General features: G+C 61.1%; 19 protein-coding genes and 5 pseudogenes. 13 read left to right on the top strand and 11 right to left on the bottom strand.

Going from position 1 to position 15,319, the window contains the following annotated elements; translation table 11 throughout:
- Window positions 1-219: 219 nt before the first annotated feature.
- A pseudogene (locus AC1DW2_RS04730) lies at window positions 220-297 on the bottom strand (SDR family NAD(P)-dependent oxidoreductase); the annotation flags it as partial.
- 104 nt (window positions 298-401) lie between these two features.
- Between AC1DW2_RS04730 and AC1DW2_RS04725 the strand changes: the two are divergent.
- Both AC1DW2_RS04725 and AC1DW2_RS04720 read left to right on the top strand, forming a co-directional pair.
- A complete protein-coding gene (locus AC1DW2_RS04725; protein ID WP_477005324.1) occupies window positions 402-1,013 on the top strand; it encodes a type 1 glutamine amidotransferase domain-containing protein in 612 nt (203 codons plus the stop codon).
- A gap of 5 nt (window positions 1,014-1,018) precedes the next feature.
- Window positions 1,019-1,471 carry a PPC domain-containing DNA-binding protein gene (locus tag AC1DW2_RS04720; protein ID WP_038936829.1) on the top strand — a complete coding sequence of 151 codons (453 nt, stop codon included), beginning with the start codon at window positions 1,019-1,021 and terminating at the stop codon, window positions 1,469-1,471.
- A 206-nt stretch (window positions 1,472-1,677) separates the two neighbouring features.
- On the opposite strand, the gene AC1DW2_RS04715 is transcribed toward AC1DW2_RS04720, so the two are convergent.
- From AC1DW2_RS04715 to AC1DW2_RS04700, 4 genes are all read right to left on the bottom strand, one after another.
- Window positions 1,678-1,980, bottom strand: coding sequence for a hypothetical protein (locus AC1DW2_RS04715; protein WP_028154436.1), 303 nt, complete (start codon window positions 1,978-1,980; stop codon window positions 1,678-1,680).
- A gap of 176 nt (window positions 1,981-2,156) precedes the next feature.
- Window positions 2,157-2,366, bottom strand: coding sequence for a hypothetical protein (locus AC1DW2_RS04710; RefSeq protein ID WP_041959927.1), 210 nt, complete (start codon window positions 2,364-2,366; stop codon window positions 2,157-2,159).
- Window positions 2,363-2,581, bottom strand: coding sequence for a hypothetical protein (locus AC1DW2_RS04705; protein WP_038936831.1), 219 nt, complete (start codon window positions 2,579-2,581; stop codon window positions 2,363-2,365). The genes AC1DW2_RS04710 and AC1DW2_RS04705 overlap by 4 nt, the downstream gene beginning before the upstream one ends.
- A gap of 188 nt (window positions 2,582-2,769) precedes the next feature.
- A complete protein-coding gene (locus tag AC1DW2_RS04700) occupies window positions 2,770-3,036 on the bottom strand; it encodes a hypothetical protein (RefSeq protein WP_038936832.1) in 267 nt (88 codons plus the stop codon).
- Between the two features lie 310 nt (window positions 3,037-3,346).
- On the opposite strand from AC1DW2_RS04700, the gene AC1DW2_RS04695 reads away from it, so the two are divergent.
- Complete coding sequence (locus tag AC1DW2_RS04695) at window positions 3,347-3,814, top strand: metallophosphoesterase family protein (RefSeq protein WP_038936834.1); 468 nt, start codon at window positions 3,347-3,349, stop codon at window positions 3,812-3,814.
- 41 nt (window positions 3,815-3,855) lie between these two features.
- On the opposite strand, the pseudogene AC1DW2_RS04690 reads toward AC1DW2_RS04695, so the two are convergent.
- Both AC1DW2_RS04690 and AC1DW2_RS04685 read right to left on the bottom strand, forming a co-directional pair.
- Window positions 3,856-3,951: pseudogene (locus tag AC1DW2_RS04690) on the bottom strand (VapC toxin family PIN domain ribonuclease); the annotation flags it as partial.
- Window positions 3,948-4,194, bottom strand: a pseudogene (locus AC1DW2_RS04685) (FitA-like ribbon-helix-helix domain-containing protein). The pseudogenes AC1DW2_RS04690 and AC1DW2_RS04685, both read right to left, overlap by 4 nt.
- A gap of 252 nt (window positions 4,195-4,446) precedes the next feature.
- Here AC1DW2_RS04685 and AC1DW2_RS04680 point away from each other — a divergent pair.
- Window positions 4,447-4,779: a nucleotidyltransferase domain-containing protein gene (locus tag AC1DW2_RS04680; RefSeq protein WP_148311918.1), complete on the top strand. Its 333-nt coding sequence runs from the start codon at window positions 4,447-4,449 to the stop codon at window positions 4,777-4,779.
- Window positions 4,776-5,324: a ribonuclease toxin HepT-like protein gene (locus tag AC1DW2_RS04675; RefSeq protein WP_038936836.1), complete on the top strand. Its 549-nt coding sequence runs from the start codon at window positions 4,776-4,778 to the stop codon at window positions 5,322-5,324. Before AC1DW2_RS04680 ends, AC1DW2_RS04675 begins: the two co-directional genes overlap by 4 nt.
- Here the strand turns inward: AC1DW2_RS04675 and AC1DW2_RS04670 are convergent.
- A complete protein-coding gene (locus AC1DW2_RS04670; protein ID WP_208088259.1) occupies window positions 5,306-7,651 on the bottom strand; it encodes a response regulator transcription factor in 2,346 nt (781 codons plus the stop codon). The two genes, AC1DW2_RS04675 and AC1DW2_RS04670, sit on opposite strands and share 19 nt — an antisense overlap.
- A gap of 1,036 nt (window positions 7,652-8,687) precedes the next feature.
- Between AC1DW2_RS04670 and AC1DW2_RS04665 the strand changes: the two are divergent.
- The 4 genes and pseudogenes from AC1DW2_RS04665 (at window position 8,688) to AC1DW2_RS04650 (ending at window position 11,218) form a co-directional block, all read left to right on the top strand.
- Window positions 8,688-9,723 (top strand): annotated as a pseudogene (locus AC1DW2_RS04665) (glycosyltransferase family 4 protein).
- Between the two features lie 114 nt (window positions 9,724-9,837).
- On the top strand, window positions 9,838-10,059 hold the full coding sequence (locus tag AC1DW2_RS04660; protein ID WP_038936839.1) for a hypothetical protein: 222 nt from the start codon (window positions 9,838-9,840) through the stop codon (window positions 10,057-10,059).
- A gap of 100 nt (window positions 10,060-10,159) precedes the next feature.
- Window positions 10,160-10,640 (top strand): annotated as a pseudogene (locus tag AC1DW2_RS04655) (PRC-barrel domain-containing protein).
- A 110-nt stretch (window positions 10,641-10,750) separates the two neighbouring features.
- On the top strand, window positions 10,751-11,218 hold the full coding sequence (locus tag AC1DW2_RS04650; RefSeq protein ID WP_477005323.1) for a hypothetical protein: 468 nt from the start codon (window positions 10,751-10,753) through the stop codon (window positions 11,216-11,218).
- A 233-nt stretch (window positions 11,219-11,451) separates the two neighbouring features.
- Here the strand turns inward: AC1DW2_RS04650 and AC1DW2_RS04645 are convergent, their stop codons facing one another.
- Complete coding sequence (locus AC1DW2_RS04645) at window positions 11,452-11,736, bottom strand: response regulator (protein ID WP_224517747.1); 285 nt, start codon at window positions 11,734-11,736, stop codon at window positions 11,452-11,454.
- A gap of 348 nt (window positions 11,737-12,084) precedes the next feature.
- On the opposite strand from AC1DW2_RS04645, the gene ku reads away from it, so the two are divergent.
- From ku to AC1DW2_RS04625, 4 genes are all read left to right on the top strand, one after another.
- Window positions 12,085-13,014 carry a non-homologous end joining protein Ku gene (gene ku, locus AC1DW2_RS04640; protein ID WP_038936843.1) on the top strand — a complete coding sequence of 310 codons (930 nt, stop codon included), beginning with the start codon at window positions 12,085-12,087 and terminating at the stop codon, window positions 13,012-13,014.
- Window positions 13,015-13,058: 44 nt separating this feature from the next.
- The gene (locus tag AC1DW2_RS04635) at window positions 13,059-13,286 is read left to right on the top strand and encodes a hypothetical protein (protein ID WP_038936844.1); all 228 of its coding nucleotides are present in this window, start codon (window positions 13,059-13,061) and stop codon (window positions 13,284-13,286) included.
- A gap of 31 nt (window positions 13,287-13,317) precedes the next feature.
- Window positions 13,318-13,920 (top strand): cell envelope integrity/translocation protein TolA, encoded by a 603-nt coding sequence (locus AC1DW2_RS04630; protein WP_039147069.1) that lies wholly within the window; start codon window positions 13,318-13,320, stop codon window positions 13,918-13,920.
- 77 nt (window positions 13,921-13,997) lie between these two features.
- A complete protein-coding gene (locus AC1DW2_RS04625; protein ID WP_038936846.1) occupies window positions 13,998-14,225 on the top strand; it encodes a hypothetical protein in 228 nt (75 codons plus the stop codon).
- 113 nt (window positions 14,226-14,338) lie between these two features.
- Here AC1DW2_RS04625 and AC1DW2_RS04620 read toward each other — a convergent pair whose 3' ends face one another.
- Both AC1DW2_RS04620 and AC1DW2_RS04615 read right to left on the bottom strand, forming a co-directional pair.
- Window positions 14,339-14,599 (bottom strand): hypothetical protein, encoded by a 261-nt coding sequence (locus AC1DW2_RS04620; RefSeq protein ID WP_038936848.1) that lies wholly within the window; start codon window positions 14,597-14,599, stop codon window positions 14,339-14,341.
- Window positions 14,600-15,034: 435 nt separating this feature from the next.
- Window positions 15,035-15,220 carry a DUF3606 domain-containing protein gene (locus AC1DW2_RS04615; RefSeq protein ID WP_038936849.1) on the bottom strand — a complete coding sequence of 62 codons (186 nt, stop codon included), beginning with the start codon at window positions 15,218-15,220 and terminating at the stop codon, window positions 15,035-15,037.
- Between the last annotated feature and the right edge of the window lie 99 nt (window positions 15,221-15,319).

The following is a 15,319-nucleotide window of genomic DNA, read 5'->3' as shown; positions in this document are numbered from 1 at the left end:
GATCCAGCGGCGGGTGTGGCCTAGCTGTGGAATCGCAACAGGTCGTCCTTCGGGAGGCCGAGGCGCTCTGACGTGATTGCCGATCCAATGGCGATGGCCAGAGCGACAGCAGTATGACTAAAGCTGCTCGATTCGGACTCCGGACCGAGCACTATCTATGCACGCTTCGACGACACGGCGCTCGCAAAGTAGGACGGTGAAAGGCGCTGCGCGGCTATTCTTCGCGCCCTCTTTAACGAAGCGGCGTGCTGTCGCTTCTCCGATGCCGGAAGCTGCTCCTGTGACGTTGACGACCTCCGTGGAACCTGCTGGCCATGCGAGACGCTCCGGCTTCTAACCCTCATAACCTTCGTCTCGGCGGTCGGATCCAAATTCTCGACTGTTTCCGCTTTTCAGGAACGATGTTCGAGACGGTCGATTGTTGGACAACCCCCGAAACGAAGGATTGGACCCATGGACTGACCGGCAAAAAGATCGCCATTCTCGCCACGAACGGCTTCGAGCAGGCCGAGCTGGAAGTGCCGCAGGAGCGCTTGAAGAAGGCTGGCGCAACGGTCGATGTCGTCTCGCTCGCCGCAGGCGAGATCAAGGGCTGGGACAAGAAGGATTGGGGGCGACCGGTGAAGGTCGACAAGACGCGCGACGAGGCATCGGCCGCCGACTACGACGCGATCGTATTGCCTGGCGGGCAGATCAATCCGGATCTTCTGCGGGTCGAGTCCAAAGCGCTGAAGTTCATCAAGGATATCTTCGATGCCAAGAAGATCGTCGCGGCCGTCTGCCACGCCCCTTGGCTTCTCATCGAGACCGGCATCGCGAAAGGTCGCAAGATGACCTCCTTCAAGTCGATCAAGACGGATGTCGCGAACGCCGGTGCGAAGTGGGAAGATGCAGAGGTCGTCGTCGATCAGGGCGTCATCACTTCTCGCAACCCCGGCGATCTCGAGGCCTTCTGCGCCAAGATCGTGGAAGAGGTCAAGGAAGGTCGACATACCCAGCGCAGCGCGGCCTAACGACGATGAAGAGCACCAAATTATCAGGCGAGGCGGGTTCGAAAGCCCGCGTTGTCATCCTCGATTCCGGGGAGGAAGCGTTCACTACGCTCACCAAATTCGCAAACGACGCTGGAATCACGGCGGCGTCGCTCACCGCCATCGGCGCTTTTGAAAGGGCGACCGTTGGCTGGTTCGATTTCGAGAAAAAGACTTATAAGAAGATCGAGATCGCGGAGCAGTGCGAGGTGCTGAGCGCGATCGGCGATATTGCGGTCGGCGACGACGGAAAGGCAAGCCTCCACGTGCATGTGGTCCTGGGTCTGGCCGACGGTACAACCCGGGGCGGGCATCTTCTCGAAGGAAAGGTTCGACCGACGCTCGAGGTTATCGTCGCGGACACGCCAGCTCACCTCAGACGGAAGAAGAAGCCAGATCTCGGCATAGCTCTGATCGATATCGTGGCAGGAAAGATGTGACGAGTTGGTGTAATCGACGTCGACTAGGCCGATCGGGTCGGGCTAGGTTTCGTTCATTCGGTACCTTTGCGCGTGACGCCTTCTACGCGATCCAGCGCCCGGGTTCGATAGCGATAGCTGAGAACGCCATAAGATCAGTGTCGTGAGGAGGACAATCGCTCCAAGGAAAAAGCTTCGAGACCTATCTTGCTCTCCTTTCGGCGACTTTACGCAGCGCGTCGTTTTCTGGTCTTGGCCGCCTTTTTGGCGGACCTCGAACGCTCCGATGCCGGCCGCTTGGCCGAAGCCGCGCCACCCAATCGACCACCTTTGCGGGACGGCGAATGATCTTCCTCAGTGCCGCGACCCGAGCCGCTCTTCTTCCCGCCGTGGGTTTCCTTGTTTACGGTCGCCCACGCGCGCCGCTCGGCTTCCTTCTCCGGAACGCCACGGTGTTCGTAGCCTTCTTCGATATGCTCGGCCTGTCGCTTCTGCTTGTCGGTGTAACTTGACTTGTCGCCACGAGGCATGATGCTCCTCCCGTAGAACGGAAATATTCGTTTTAAGACTGGGAACGGCCGCCGGTTCCAATCTCAGGACGTCTCTTAACGCGGGAGCGATGCGAGGTCCAAGGCATGCGAGCCGATAACGCGGCCCCGCTCCTCGCTCGCTGATCAGGAGGCGGAGCATCGACGGAATCGCGCAGTTAGGCGAATTCCTTGATCGCTTCGGCCAGTGCCGCGCGCGCGACCTCTATCAATCCGGACAAGGTCTTATTCCCGTGGGCGGCGCTATCGAGCAGCTTTTGTGCGATCTCCCTTCTGATTTCATGGGCACCGCCGTGAGGGAGAGACCGACAAGCTTCTTCGAGGGCGACTTCGAGATTGGCAATCGTCCGGTCGTCGAGCGCTTTCATGGATCGTCGTTGCTCCAGGTCGGCGGCTGCGGTCCGCGCGAGTGGGCCCATTCGTCCACGTGGCACGCGATGTCTGCTTGGCGGACTTTTTTGAGCATCTCTTCGCGAGCGGTGCCGGGCGGAAGATTCGATGCCTTCTTAAGGGCTTCCTTCGCGAAAATGGCAAGCCGGTCTTTGAGAAAATTTGATTGCTTGAAACGACGCCGTTTCGACATGCGCAGCTTCCTCCTAGGGCGGACCACAACGCGTGTTCTCGTCGCCGATAGTGCCTCGGGCCGCGCGGCGACGGATTAAGTTAGGTCCAGGCGATCGGAGCCGCCAAGAAGAAAAACGACGTGAGCAGCTTCACGATTTGGAACCGAGCGCGTTGCGGCGCCGCAAAAATGTTTTCTTTCTTGCGCGCTCAGTGTTGGGGCGGGCATTCGGGACAAGTGTCGCCGATCGATCCGAGCACGTCGCAGATCTCCGTGACGGCTTCCTCCGGCGAGATGCCGGACGGCGGATCCTGGCGGGCGATGTCGAAGGCGCGTTCTCGGGCATGAGGATCGGCGCGGTCCTGCGCCCAGCCGTGCTCTTCGCATTCGTGGATAGCGCCGGCCTCCTGCAGCACGTTGATGGCCCAACCTCGCAGGGTGCGAATCGCCGGCCGTCGTTCTTTCGTAATCAGCATCGAGGTTGCTCCTGCCGGGACGAATCCTTCCGCCCCCTCCGTCGTTCCAGGCGGTTAGCACAGGGCAGGGATTCACAATCGGCGGGATCGGAGCTTGTCCACGTGTTCCGCGGCACCTGAAGGCGGGCAAGCCTGCCAAGAAGCCCCGCAAGGCGGCGGGCTAAAAAGAGATGTTGATGCCGATCGTCGGCAAGAAGCCGGAGAAGGAAGCGGCGGCCAAGAAGCCCGCGACGGGCGAGCGGCGGAAGTCGGCCTAGGCGGCTGTTGTTCGGGACATCGGCGCGATAGGGTGCTTCGTCCGGACGCTTCGATGATCTTCACGATCGGTATCATCTCCGACACGCACGGCCTGCTTAGGCCGGAGGCGCTGCGCGTGCTGGCCGATGTCGATCACATCATTCACTGCGGCGACATCGGCGATCCCGAGATCATCACCGTACTGCGTAGAATTGCCCCCGTCACGGCGATCAGAGGGAACGTGGATACGGGCGAGTGGGCCACCGAATTTGCCGAAACCGAGTTCGTGCGGCTCGCCGGACGGCTGTTCTACATTCTGCACGACCTCAACACCTTGCAGGTCGATCCCGTAGCAGAGGGCATCGATGTCATTATTTCCGGCCACTCCCACGTGCCGAAGATCAACACCGTCGACGGCTTGCTATACGTAAATCCAGGAAGTGCTGGGCGCCGACGCTTCAAGCTACCGATTACGCTTGCGAGCCTCGAAGTCACGTCCGACGGACTGAAACCAATCATCCACGATCTTGCCGTCGGATAGGCCCTGCTGCGGCACGTCCAGTCAGGCGAAACTCTCGGTGCCGTTTCGGCCGCCTGGGCGTCGAGCCAGTTACGGACCGATGGATGCGGTTCGGGCTTCATCGCCTCGGAGACCACATTGGTATCGAGCAAGATCATTCGAAGTGCATCGGCTCAGCGGGAAGCGCGCACGGCCATGTTCAAGTGCCTCGACATCGGCATTGTTGAGGCCGATCTTCCGGCTCATCTCCGAAAGGGCGGTGCCGAGCCGCAGCCGACCCTCGGGACGCACGGCGGCCTCAAGAATGTTTCCGCTTCCGCGCTGCGATTGTGCTGCGCCGCGCGGACTTTCAGAGCACGATGCGTCTCCTCGGAGAGGTTACGGATGGTGACATCGGCCATTATGGCGTCCTCCAGAGACGGCCGGCGATGCTATCAAAGTCAAATATTTGATGGCATTCTTCAAGGGATAATAGCCTCAGATCGGTAGATCCAGCTGCACGTACCTTTCGATTTTACCGCCAGAACGGGAAGCCTCCCGCCCGGAGCGTGAAGCAGTAGCCATCGCCGTCGAGGCCGGAGTCGTGCCCTTTTTTGTTGCTGACGGAGTGCTTATTTTGGCCAACGACACCCAGTTTTCGTTGAGGACATCCCGTGTCCGGCATTGTTACAGTTGCCGAGAGGAAATCCCGCGAAACCGCCAGACGGCGGGCCCCGGCCGATCTCGTCATGTCCGAGATGAGGGCCTTGGGCGCCGAGCGTGGCGGAAGCTTTCTGATCTTCGGTTCGGCTGCCGAGGATCGGATGAAGTTCGACAGCGACCTCGACGTTGTCGTCGATTTTCCCGCCGATTTGGAATCGGAGGCCCTCGAATTCGTGGAAGACGCCTGCCGTAGGCAGGACCTTCCGGCGGACATCCATCTCAAATCCAGGTCGAGCGAGCGCTTTTTGGAACGCATCCGCGGTCATATGGTGCAGATGCCATGAGCGACGCCAGATGGACGGACGTCGACAAGGACCTCGACTACGCGCTGATGCACCACGGCATGGCGATCCGTCTCTTCGAGGCCGCAGGCTTCGATGCGCCCGACCTGGATGGCTACAGGAATTCGAGAGCGTTCATGCACGCGATGGGAGCGGGTTATACGTCGATCGAGAACGCGCTTCTCGGGTTCTCGCCATCCGGCGAGGCATGGCACAAGGATCTCATCGACCGCCTATCGAGGCTGCTGACGGGGGAGAACGCCAGGCCGGCATTCTTCGACGCTGAAATGCGCCGCGATCTTCTCGAGTGCCTAACGATGCGGCATCGCGTCCGGCACAGCGAATACGACGAGTTCGTCGCGAGCAAGGCCGAACCCATCGAGGCAGTGCGCCGGGTACTCCCTCGCATCAAGGATGTCGCCGCGCGGTTCAAGAAGCAGATCGACCCCGATCCGAAGGATGAAAATGACGGTGGGGATGGGTCTGGGGGTGGCGCACTTAAAACACGGCCCGTCCATTCAGTAAATTGCTACACAATCAAATCGTGAGCCGCATGGAGATTGGCGTGCCAGGAGTGGTCGTGGTGCGCATTTGAAATATCAATCCCGTCAGCATCCTGGACCGGCTCCGGCCCCTCGCGCGCAACAGCATGCTGACCATCTCCATAGGCTTTTCCATTTCCGTGGCTCAGTTGCTGAAGGTCATACATGCCTGAAGACGTATTGTCGGCGCCACTCTTAAAATGAAAGGAATCGCCAAGGTCGGTGCCAACCGCTGATTTGGCCTGATCTGCGTTGTCGGAAGAAGGGCCGCCCTTTCCTTCAGTCTTAATCTTCAATGCCGAATGTGCGTCGTTGGCAGAATTTACGGACGCCATTGGTATATGGTGCTGCGGTTTGCCACTATCTAAATCACCTGCCTGTGGATGCCGTGCGTGTTGCTTGCCGGCCGCGGAGCCATCTTCAAAAGTCTGCAAATCGCCGTGCGCCTGTCCGCGATTCGAATCTTCTCCCAGGGTCTCATGCTTGGCATGCCCCTTGGCGGCCACGGAGCCGTTGTCGGACTCCTGCAGGGCCTTCTGCGATTGACCGTGATTTGAACCGTCTCCCAGGGTCTCATGCTTGGCATGCCCCTTGGCGGCCACGGAGCCGTTGTCGGACTCCTGCAGGGCCTTCTGCGATTGACCGTGATTTGCACCGTCTCCCAGGGTCTCATGCTTGGCATGCCCCTTGGCGGCCACGGAACCGTTGTCGAACTCCTGCAGGGCCTTCTGCGATTGACCGTGATTTGAACCGTCTCCCAGGGTCTCATGCTTGGCATGCCCCTTGGCGGCCACGGAGCCGTCGTCGGACTCATGCAGGGCCTTCTGCGATTGACCGTGATTTGAACCGTCTCCCAGGGTCTCATGCTTGGCATGCCCCTTGGCGGCCACGGAGCCGTCGTCGGACTCATGCAGGGCCTTCTGCGATTGACCGTGATTTAAACTGTCTCCCGCGGTCTCAAGCTTAGCGGCTTCGGAGTTGTTGTCGGGAGCGCGCAAATCGGATTGCGATCGACCTTGATTTGACCCGTTTTCCCGGCCTGTCTGCGTGGGGTCACGTTGCGCGGCTTCGTTCGCCGCCGCCGCAACAACATCAATGGTCCCGGAACCTCGGGGAATAGCAGTTTCTCGGCCACTGCCGCGATCCTCCGCATGGGCGTTGCCGACATAAAGCTCGCTGCCGTCTGTGGCGATTGTATCGCCTTGGGCGAACTCGAATGCGAACGCCCCACCGTACACGGCCGTACCGCCGAAATTTGCGCAGCCGAGAAGTGCGGATGCCGGTCCGTTGGCGTCGCTTGCGGTTGATGAAGTAACGATGTCATCGCCGAAATCGAACGCTTGCACGGCGTGGTTGGCACCATCGACCTCGTAGATCAAGGCGGCGAAAGCTGCAACCATGAAGATGTTGTAGCTGCTCGAACCCGACCTCGGCGCGTTCAGTGCTGCCTGCACAAATTGGCTCGCGGCAATCTCGGCCACGGGGTCGACGAGTTTGCCGGTCGGCGATGACGTCCCGCTTGCGGCGCCGGCGCGGTCCTTGCTCGCGCCTCTGGCCGGGGTGCCACCTGATACTGCTTCCTTGCGGCTAATTTTAATGGTGACGACTTCCGCGCAGCCGTTTGCGGCCATGACCGTGAAACTTTCGGTTGCGGCGTGACCGGGCGAATCGTCCAACGCTGCCCAGATCGCAGCTGCCAGGATACTCATCGCGCCATAACGGCGCGACAATGCAAGCGCGGCGAGCTCCGTCCGGCTGTTGATTCTGAGCTTCTCTCGCGCGTGGTCGATGTGAATCCTCACGATCTCCAGAGAGACACCGAGCATCCGAGCAATTTCACTGTCCGACAAACCTTCGGCGACGAGATCCATGATCGTCCGCTCGTTGACGGTCAGAACCCCCAGAACGTTATTGCCGAACGAGGCGATTCCATTAGCTTCGTTACCGACCCTCGCCAGGTCTGACCCCGATTTTTCCAACCTCAGGGACTGCAGCAGCGCTTCTGGTTTGGCGTTCATCGAAATCGCGCCGCAAGCACCGGTCGCCAGTGCCCTGGCGAGATCGCCGCAGGCGACAGTAGCAGTGAAGAACACCAGCCGGGAGGAAAGACCTTCGTCGTCCGCGACGGCGAGGATGTCGGAGGCGGTTACATCGGTGAATCCGTCCTCCAGTAACACCACATCGGGGGTCAAACTGCGAATGGCCGCAAGGCAACTTGCTCCATCAAGACAGCATGCGACTACTTCGAAATCGGGCTGCGCTCCGAGCAGCGATGCAAAACCCTGCAGAACAATGGGACGTCGATCTGCTATCACAAGTCGAACGCGACGCATGGGCTTCCTTCGCTCGGCCTCGCGCACAGCATGCGAAGCGGCGACTTAACTCCGCTCGACTGATTGCGTTCCTAATTGTCATAATGGTTCGTGCGGACGCTTCTGACGATGAGTTCAATCAGTTAGTGACAGCTCCATATGGCTCGGCTCTTAGCCGTCCGTCAGAGGTCTACCGCTCCAAGTCGGGGAGGGGGCTGCAGCTTGAAGATGATTGCTCGTGATCCCGCTTGTGCAATCGAGGAGTGAAGCGCTGCTCAAAGCTATTTTATCCCGGCAACGCTACAGAAAAGGATCCCCGACCGGCGTCTCGCTTTCGAGCGGACCGACAGCTCTCACCAGTGCCGATAGTGCCGATGCCAGTCGTGCCGAACGACCGGATAGGAGTCGCGGTAACAGGCGGTAGTTCGGATCACCGACAAGGCCGGACCGTGCTCGACTTCATGGAAGCCAGGCCTTCCGAGCCGCAGCTGGAACGGGCTGCTCCGTCGAACGCCACGACGGCGCAGAGGCCGCGCCCAGGCTTCTTGGCTCCATAAGGGCCGGCCGAGCCAACGCCTGCAGAGCCGCCGGGCGGCACGTGAGCGAGCGCGGGCGAAGGCATCCTGACCAGCCCGTTGTCTAGGATCGGGAAAAACCGGAAACTTTCCGGAATGCTTTGAGTTGGCAGCGACTGGGTTCGGTCACCGGAGAGTGAGCATGGTCGACGAAGTCGTCTTGAAGAAAGCCACGGAGACCGCCTGGACGGTGTACCGCGCGCGGCACCCCGATGTCGATGCACACGATAGCCGGCGCTCCTGCTGGAGCGCCACCTCTACAGCAAGTCCTAAGCGTGGAGGAGCGATACCGAAGAACTCGCTGGCTTCGGGATAGCTTACCTGCAGCGGCTTGCTGGAGACGAATGTTGACGGCCATAAAAATGCTCGCGGCGCGAGTGGCTCGCGGAAGCACGAGACCGGCATGGACGCTGCTCGCGATTTCATTCCTCATGTCCGCAGTTGTCGTGCTAGTTCTGCGGTTCGTGTCCGGGGCCTAGCCGATGCGGATTGCCCAACTTGCTCCGTTGGCCGAGAGTGTCCCTCCAAAGCTTTACGGCGGCACCGAGCGTGTGATCGCTTGGCTGGTGGACGAACTGGTCGAATTCGGACACGACGTCACCCTGTTCGCAAGCGGGGACTCGAAGACGAAGGGAAAGCTCCAGGCGGTGTGGCCGCGCGCGTTGCGCCTAGGGCGGAAGGGTGCGGACCCGAATGCCGCCTGCGCGCTTCTGATCGAGGCCATCGCCGAGCGCGCGCGCGACTTCGACGTGATCCACTCCCACGTCGACTGGTTGCCCCTTCCGGTGCTGCGCCGGACCGGCGTGCCTTTCCTGACGACAATGCACGGCCGACTCGATCTCCTAGGCCTGCCCCAGGTTATGCGTGCTTTTGCGGACGCTCCATTCGTCTCGATTTCGGACGACCAGCGTCGGCCGCTACCGGAGGCGAACTGGATCGCGACGATCCAGCATGGACTGCCCAAGGACCTGTTTCGGCCCTCTTGTGAATCAGGTTCGTACTTGGCCTTTCTCGGTCGGTTGACGGCAGAATAAAGGGCCCGAGGACGCCATGCGCATCGCGCGCGGGGCGCGGATGCCGCTGCGGATAGCCGCCAAGATCCCTCGCGCGGAGAGGGCCTATTTCAAAAATCACCTCGAGCCTAACATCGATGGCCAGCAGGTCCAACTCGTCGGCGAGGTCGACGACGCGAAGAAGCAGCCGTTCCTCGCGAACGCAGCAGGCCTGCTGTTTCCAATCGGTTGGCCCGAGCCGTTCGGTCTGGTCATGATCGAGGCAATGGCGTGCGGGACACCCGTGATCGCGTATCGATCAGGCTCGGTGCCGGAAGTGGTGGACGACGGCGTCACCGGCTTCATCGTCGACGGGGAGGAGCAGGCGATCAAGGCCGTGAAAGAATTGGGCCGGCTGGACATACGAGTGGTCCGCGCCCGGTTCGAGGAGCGCTTGGCCGCAAGCCGGATGGCGAATGAGTACGAAAGCCGATATCGGGGGCTGCTCGCAGGACGCCTTGCGTAAGACAGCACTTCCGGCTCGCGCGGACGCAAAGGATCCGAAAAGGGTCGGCCTGTTCTCGCCTTTCAGGGAACGGCTTGGATTCCAGCTCGTTGAGCTGCCTACCAGGAGGCTCCAATGAAGACGATCTTCTCCGCGACGGCAGCTTTTGTTCTGCTCGCTACGGCGGCTCTTGCGGACGAACCGTCCTCTGCGCACCCGAAYGGTCGTGCATCCGAAGAGTCCGCGAAGCAAGCGGAAGACTGCGCAAAACAGGTGTGGCCCAATTTCTCGGAAGCCTGCCTCCACTCGGTAGGCAAGCGGATCGTCGTACGGCTTGTGACCACCGAACGTCGGTGAAGGACGCCGGAAAGCACGGGCCACCTCGAGTCCTTGGTCGCACTGTTCCTCGATCGGGAACAAGCGGCAATTCCGGACGTTGGGGGCCGGCATCCAATCGATGAAAAGCTTTCTTGCCGTCGTTTTGCTCTGCACCGCCGTGATCGGCGACGCTGCGTTCGCGCAATCCACTCAGCCGTCCGATCGCGCCGCTCCGGCGGCGACCGCTCAGCCCTCAGACGCGATGGTGGCACTCAAGGGAAATTGGCGCGCCTCCAAGCTGATGGGCCTGAACGTCTACAACGAGGCCAACGAGAAGCTGGGCGACATCAACGAACTGATCGTCGACAAGAGCGGCAGGATCGACGCGGCGGTGATCGGCATCGGCGGCTTCCTCGGCATGGGCGAGCACGACATCGCCGTCCCGATGGACAAGCTCAAGTTCGTCGAAGAGCCGGTCCGGACCAGCTCGAGCAGCACCTCGACCACGCCGCGCGGATACAACCACCGGCGCCGCATCGACGACCACCACGAACCGCAGGCACCCCACTGGAGCGCCTGTTGCCGAAGGTGAAGAGCGCGTTCCCGCCGATTCAGACTAATGAGCCCTCTTTTGTGGATCCCGGCTCGAAGTGGAACAGAGCTGTTGACGCCGACTTTTCCCTGACAGCAGGCGAACGCAGTCGGCTTGAATGCGAGGAACAGGGACGCCATGACGAAGGTAATTTTGACCGCCACACTGGTTCTTGCCACCACGGCCTGCGCCGCGACGGCACAGCCCGTCCGATGGACGACCTACGCCATTCCCGAGACCGGCACCGCGGTCGATTTCCCGGCCTCGATCTTCACCGAACAGTCGAGCAAGCCCGACGGCTACGGTCAGCGGTTCCGGACCCCCGACGGCCGAGCGGACATCACGGTGCAGGCGGCTCCCAACGTTTCGAACGATTCCCCGGCCGCTTTCCTCGCCAAGAAGCGTCCGCCCGCGCAGATCCAGTACAAGCGCGTGACGTCGCGCTTTTTCGCGGTCTCGAGCTACAAGGGCGACAAGGTCTGGTACGACCGCTGCAATTTTTCCGGCCGCATGGTCCACTGCGTGCTCATCAACTATCCGGCCAGCGAAGAGCGCGACTGGGACGGGATCGTGACCCGGATAAGCCTATCGCTTCGTGGCGACTAGCCGCCTCAGGAACCGTGATCGCTCCAGAAGTGGCCAGGCGCGCTGCCGTGTCCTGATCCGAGGTAGCTTTGGTTATTTTGAGGAGCGTGATCGCGGCTTGCCGGTCGTGCGACTGCGACGTGTTATGTTACTGTTTCCTGATTTTCGAGCATGACTCCGGGCACGCGTTTCCGTTCCTGGCGAGCGAGAGTACAAATTCATACACGGTGTCGGAAGGGACGAGCCGGAACCCGCTACGGCTGGGGGAGCTGGGGGTCGTCCACGAGTCCGCGAAGAGCAACCTGAAGTTCGTCGACCTTAAAGGGATTCCGCAACAGGCGGGAGCGTTCGCCCCGCGCCGAACTGACAGCGGCCGTTTCGGAGTAGCCGCTGGCGAAGATCACGGGGAGGTCGGGCAATCGCCTCAGGCGCCGAGCGACGTCCGCGCCGCTCATTCCGGGCATCGCGAAATCGAGTATCGCCGCGTCCGGCGTTACCGCGCCGATGGCCTCGGTGGCCGTGGCTCCGCCTTCGGTGATGACCGGCCGGTAGCCAAGTACTTTCCAGCGAATCCTTGAGGAAAGCGCGGAAGTCCGGATCGTCGTCCACGACTAGGACGCTCGCTCGTCGGGCTTCGGGCTCAGCCTCGACCGTGGCCTTCTCGACGTTCGATGGGATTCGGTCGGTCCTGCGCAGAAGCAGCCGCTCCGTCGTTCCTCGTCCGCGCGCGCTCTCGATCTCGGCTGCGCCGCCGGACTGCCGCAGGGTGCCGTAGACCCGGCTGAGGCCTAGAATGAATCTCGGGGACGAGCGGTTCGCGTGTCGGAACGGGTCGCCCCCGTTCGTCTTGAGTCGAAGTCCCCGTACCCTGGAGCGTTGTGTTCACCATGGCCCCGCGATCGAACTGGAAGGGCTTCCTCCGACTGTCCCTCGTTACCTGTCCCGTCGCGCTCTATCCGGCGACGTCCGAGAGCGAGAAGATCAACTTCAATCAGCTCAATCGGCAGACTGGCCATCGGATCAAGTACCTGAAGGTCGACGCCGATACCGGCGACGAGGTCCCCAGCGAGGACATCGTTAAGGGCTACCAGCTTGAGAAGGACCAGTTCATCGAGGTGACCAAGGAGGAGCTGGAGGAGCTCGCGCTGGAATCGACCCGGACCATCGAGATCGACGAGTTTGTCGACCGTACCGAGATCGACCCACGGTATCTGATCAGGCCCTACTATCTGCGTCCGGACGGGAAAGTCGGCCACGACGCCTTCGCGGTCATTCGCGAGACCATCCGAGATATGGACAAGGTCGCTATCGGACGCGTGGTGCTGACCAACCGCGAGCACATCATCGCGCTTGAACCTAGAGACAAAGGGCTGATAGGCACCCTGCTGCGCTATCCGTATGAGGTTCGCGATCCGGCGGAATATTTCGACGATATCCAGGACGTCAAAGTAACGAAGGACATGCTCGACCTAGCCAGGCACATCGTCAACCAGAAGGCGGGTCGGTTCGATCCCGAGAAGTTCGAGGATCATTACGAGACAGCGCTGGTCGACCTCATCAATCTGAAGCGCGCGGGGAAGCCGATCACTCCGAAAGAACGGCCGAGGGGCGAGAACGTCGTCGATCTGATGGACGCGCTGCGGAAGAGCGTCGGCGGCGCCGCGGCCGAGACCAAGGCACCGAAAAAGCCGGTCAAGAAGGCGAAGAAGGCCTCGGCGGGCCAAAAGGAGATGCTGATGCCGATCGCCGGCAAGAAGGCGGCGAAGGAAGCGGCCGTAAAGAAGCCGGCCGCCGGAGCACGGCGAAAGTCGGCTTAGGAACCGATAGGTCCCGAGGACTTTGGCAGACGTAGGAGGAGTGTATGGATGCAAGCGAAACCGCGGCGATGACAGAAGCCTCCGGGTTGACGAATGATCAGCACGGTCTTGAGAATTCTCTTCGGGAGAAGCCATGGACTAAGAAGCAAGTGGACCTCGGACGGTGGGCGGAGGAATTGGCCGAGCGGCTCCGGAAGGTGACGGTGGAAGCGCCGTTGCGCTCGCTCTTGGCGGCTTTCGTGCTGGGAGTTTGGTTCGCCCGTCGGCGTTGAGATCTAACGTCACCACCGGCCCGCAGGCTCCATGCCAAGAAAACTGAAAACCTACCAGACCTCGCTGGGATTCTATGATCTGGCGATCTCGGCGCCATCGATGAAAGCGGCGCTGGACGCCTGGGGCGCGGGTAGCAACCTCTTTCATCAGGGCGCCGCGAAGGAGACGGACGACCCCGACGCCGTTGCCGCGACGATGGCGCAGCCTGGCGTGGTGCTTAGGCGCCCCGCCGGATCGAACGGACGCTTCGCCGAGCATTCCGACCTGCCGACCAGCGAGGAAGTCGAACATCCTCACACGAGCCGATCGAAGGCGAAGAAGTCCACAGGCCCGCAGATCAGCGAGAAAGCGGTCAGCAGGGCCGCGGTCGATTTCGAGCGGGAGCGGAAGCAGCGTGACGCAGCGCGCCGGAGCGAACTCGCTGAGGACGCCAAGAAGCGCGAGCGTCGCGATCGAGCGGTCGCCAAGGCGCAGGCTGCATTCGATAAAGCCCAGCGCGAACATGATGTCCGAGCAGGCCACATCGAAGCGGAGCGCGACGCCGTCGGGAAAAGGGCTCAAGACGAGGAGGCTCGTTGGCAGAGAGAGAAGGGGAAGCTGACCGATGCTTTGCGACGCGCTCAGAACGAGTAGTGCTGAACTTTGCGAGTCGGAACGGAGTGCGTCCAGATCCGTTGGATCCGTACATCTTTCACGATCGGAGACCGCACATGAAATGGATTTTGGCAACGGCTTGCGCAGCTACGATTTCTCTCACTCTGACGCCCAGTGCGGACGCCAAGGGCTGCATCAAGGGAGCCATCGTTGGTGGTGTCGCCGGACACATGGCGGGACACGGCAAGCTCGGCGCTGCGGCCGGCTGCGTCGTCGGTCATCACGAAGCGAACAAGGCCGACGCCAATAAGGCAAACGCTCAGGCACCTGCGGATCAGAAGTGATCAGTTTGGATTTTCGCGCGCCAAGTCGGCGCGCGACGGGCATTTCCATTTTTAAACCCGAGCGCGTTGCGGCGCGGCAAACTCGTTGTATGCGCTCGCTGGCGCGCTCGGTGTTAGGCCGTGCATTCCGGGCAAGTGTCGCCGATTGATCCGAGCACGTCGCTGATCTCCATGACGGCCCCCTCCGGCGAGACACCAGAAGGCGGATCCAGGCGGGCGATGTCGAAGGCACGTTCTAGGGCATGAGGATCGGCGCGATCCTGTGCCCAGCCGTGCTCTTCGCATTCGTGGATCGCACCGGCCTCTTGCAATACGGCGAGCGCCCAGCCTCGCAGTGTTCGGATCTCCGGGCGTCTGTGTTTCGTCATTAGCATCGCGTCGCTCCTGCCCGGACGAATCCTTCCACCTCCTCGGTCGTTCCGGACGGTTAGCACGGGATTGGGATTCAGAATCAGCATTGCGGACGACTATCCACCTGTTCCACCCGACCGTGCCATAAGCGTAGGCAATCAGCCTTCCTCGGCGGTCAGGTTCATCGAGCCATGTTCTTTGCGGATTCGGAGGATCGGGAAATCACGTGAGGTTGCTACGGCAGAGCTCGTTCAAGGTCTCAAGCGGAAATAGGTTCGTCGGCCTCTATGGGGGCCGGAGTAAAACGAGCACAACCATCCGGCCAAGGCTGCGGGCGTCTCTGCTCGACCGCCAATGGCCATTGAGACGGTCTTCGCCGCAGCGGAAAGACCGGACTTTCTCCATAAGTTGCAGGGTTTGACTATGCGGTCAGGTGTTCGACGCCCGTGATCGCGGGCCTACCGGCCGAGACGCTTCTCCACTTTTTTGCGGGTGTTGCCGACCTTCTTGACCGCTTTCTTGACCGCGGAGGCCGAGCGCTTGGTCTTCTTGGCTTCGTAGCCGACTTCGTGCTTCTGCCCGCCGGCGACGCGGGCCCGGTCCTGCTTGCGTCCTCGCGTGGTCTTCTTCGCTGCCTTTGCCATGGTCGGCTCCTTCATTGAACGATGCCGAAGCAACGTCACAAGGATTAACTGGTTCCGGAACTATTCCGCACGTGTAATCTTGAATCGCGTTTGTTGCGT

This window comes from Bradyrhizobium sp. P3_C3 (genome assembly GCF_056402655.1).
The sequence above is the reverse complement of the archived record's forward strand: the minus strand, read 5'-3'. Positions and strand labels throughout refer to the sequence as shown.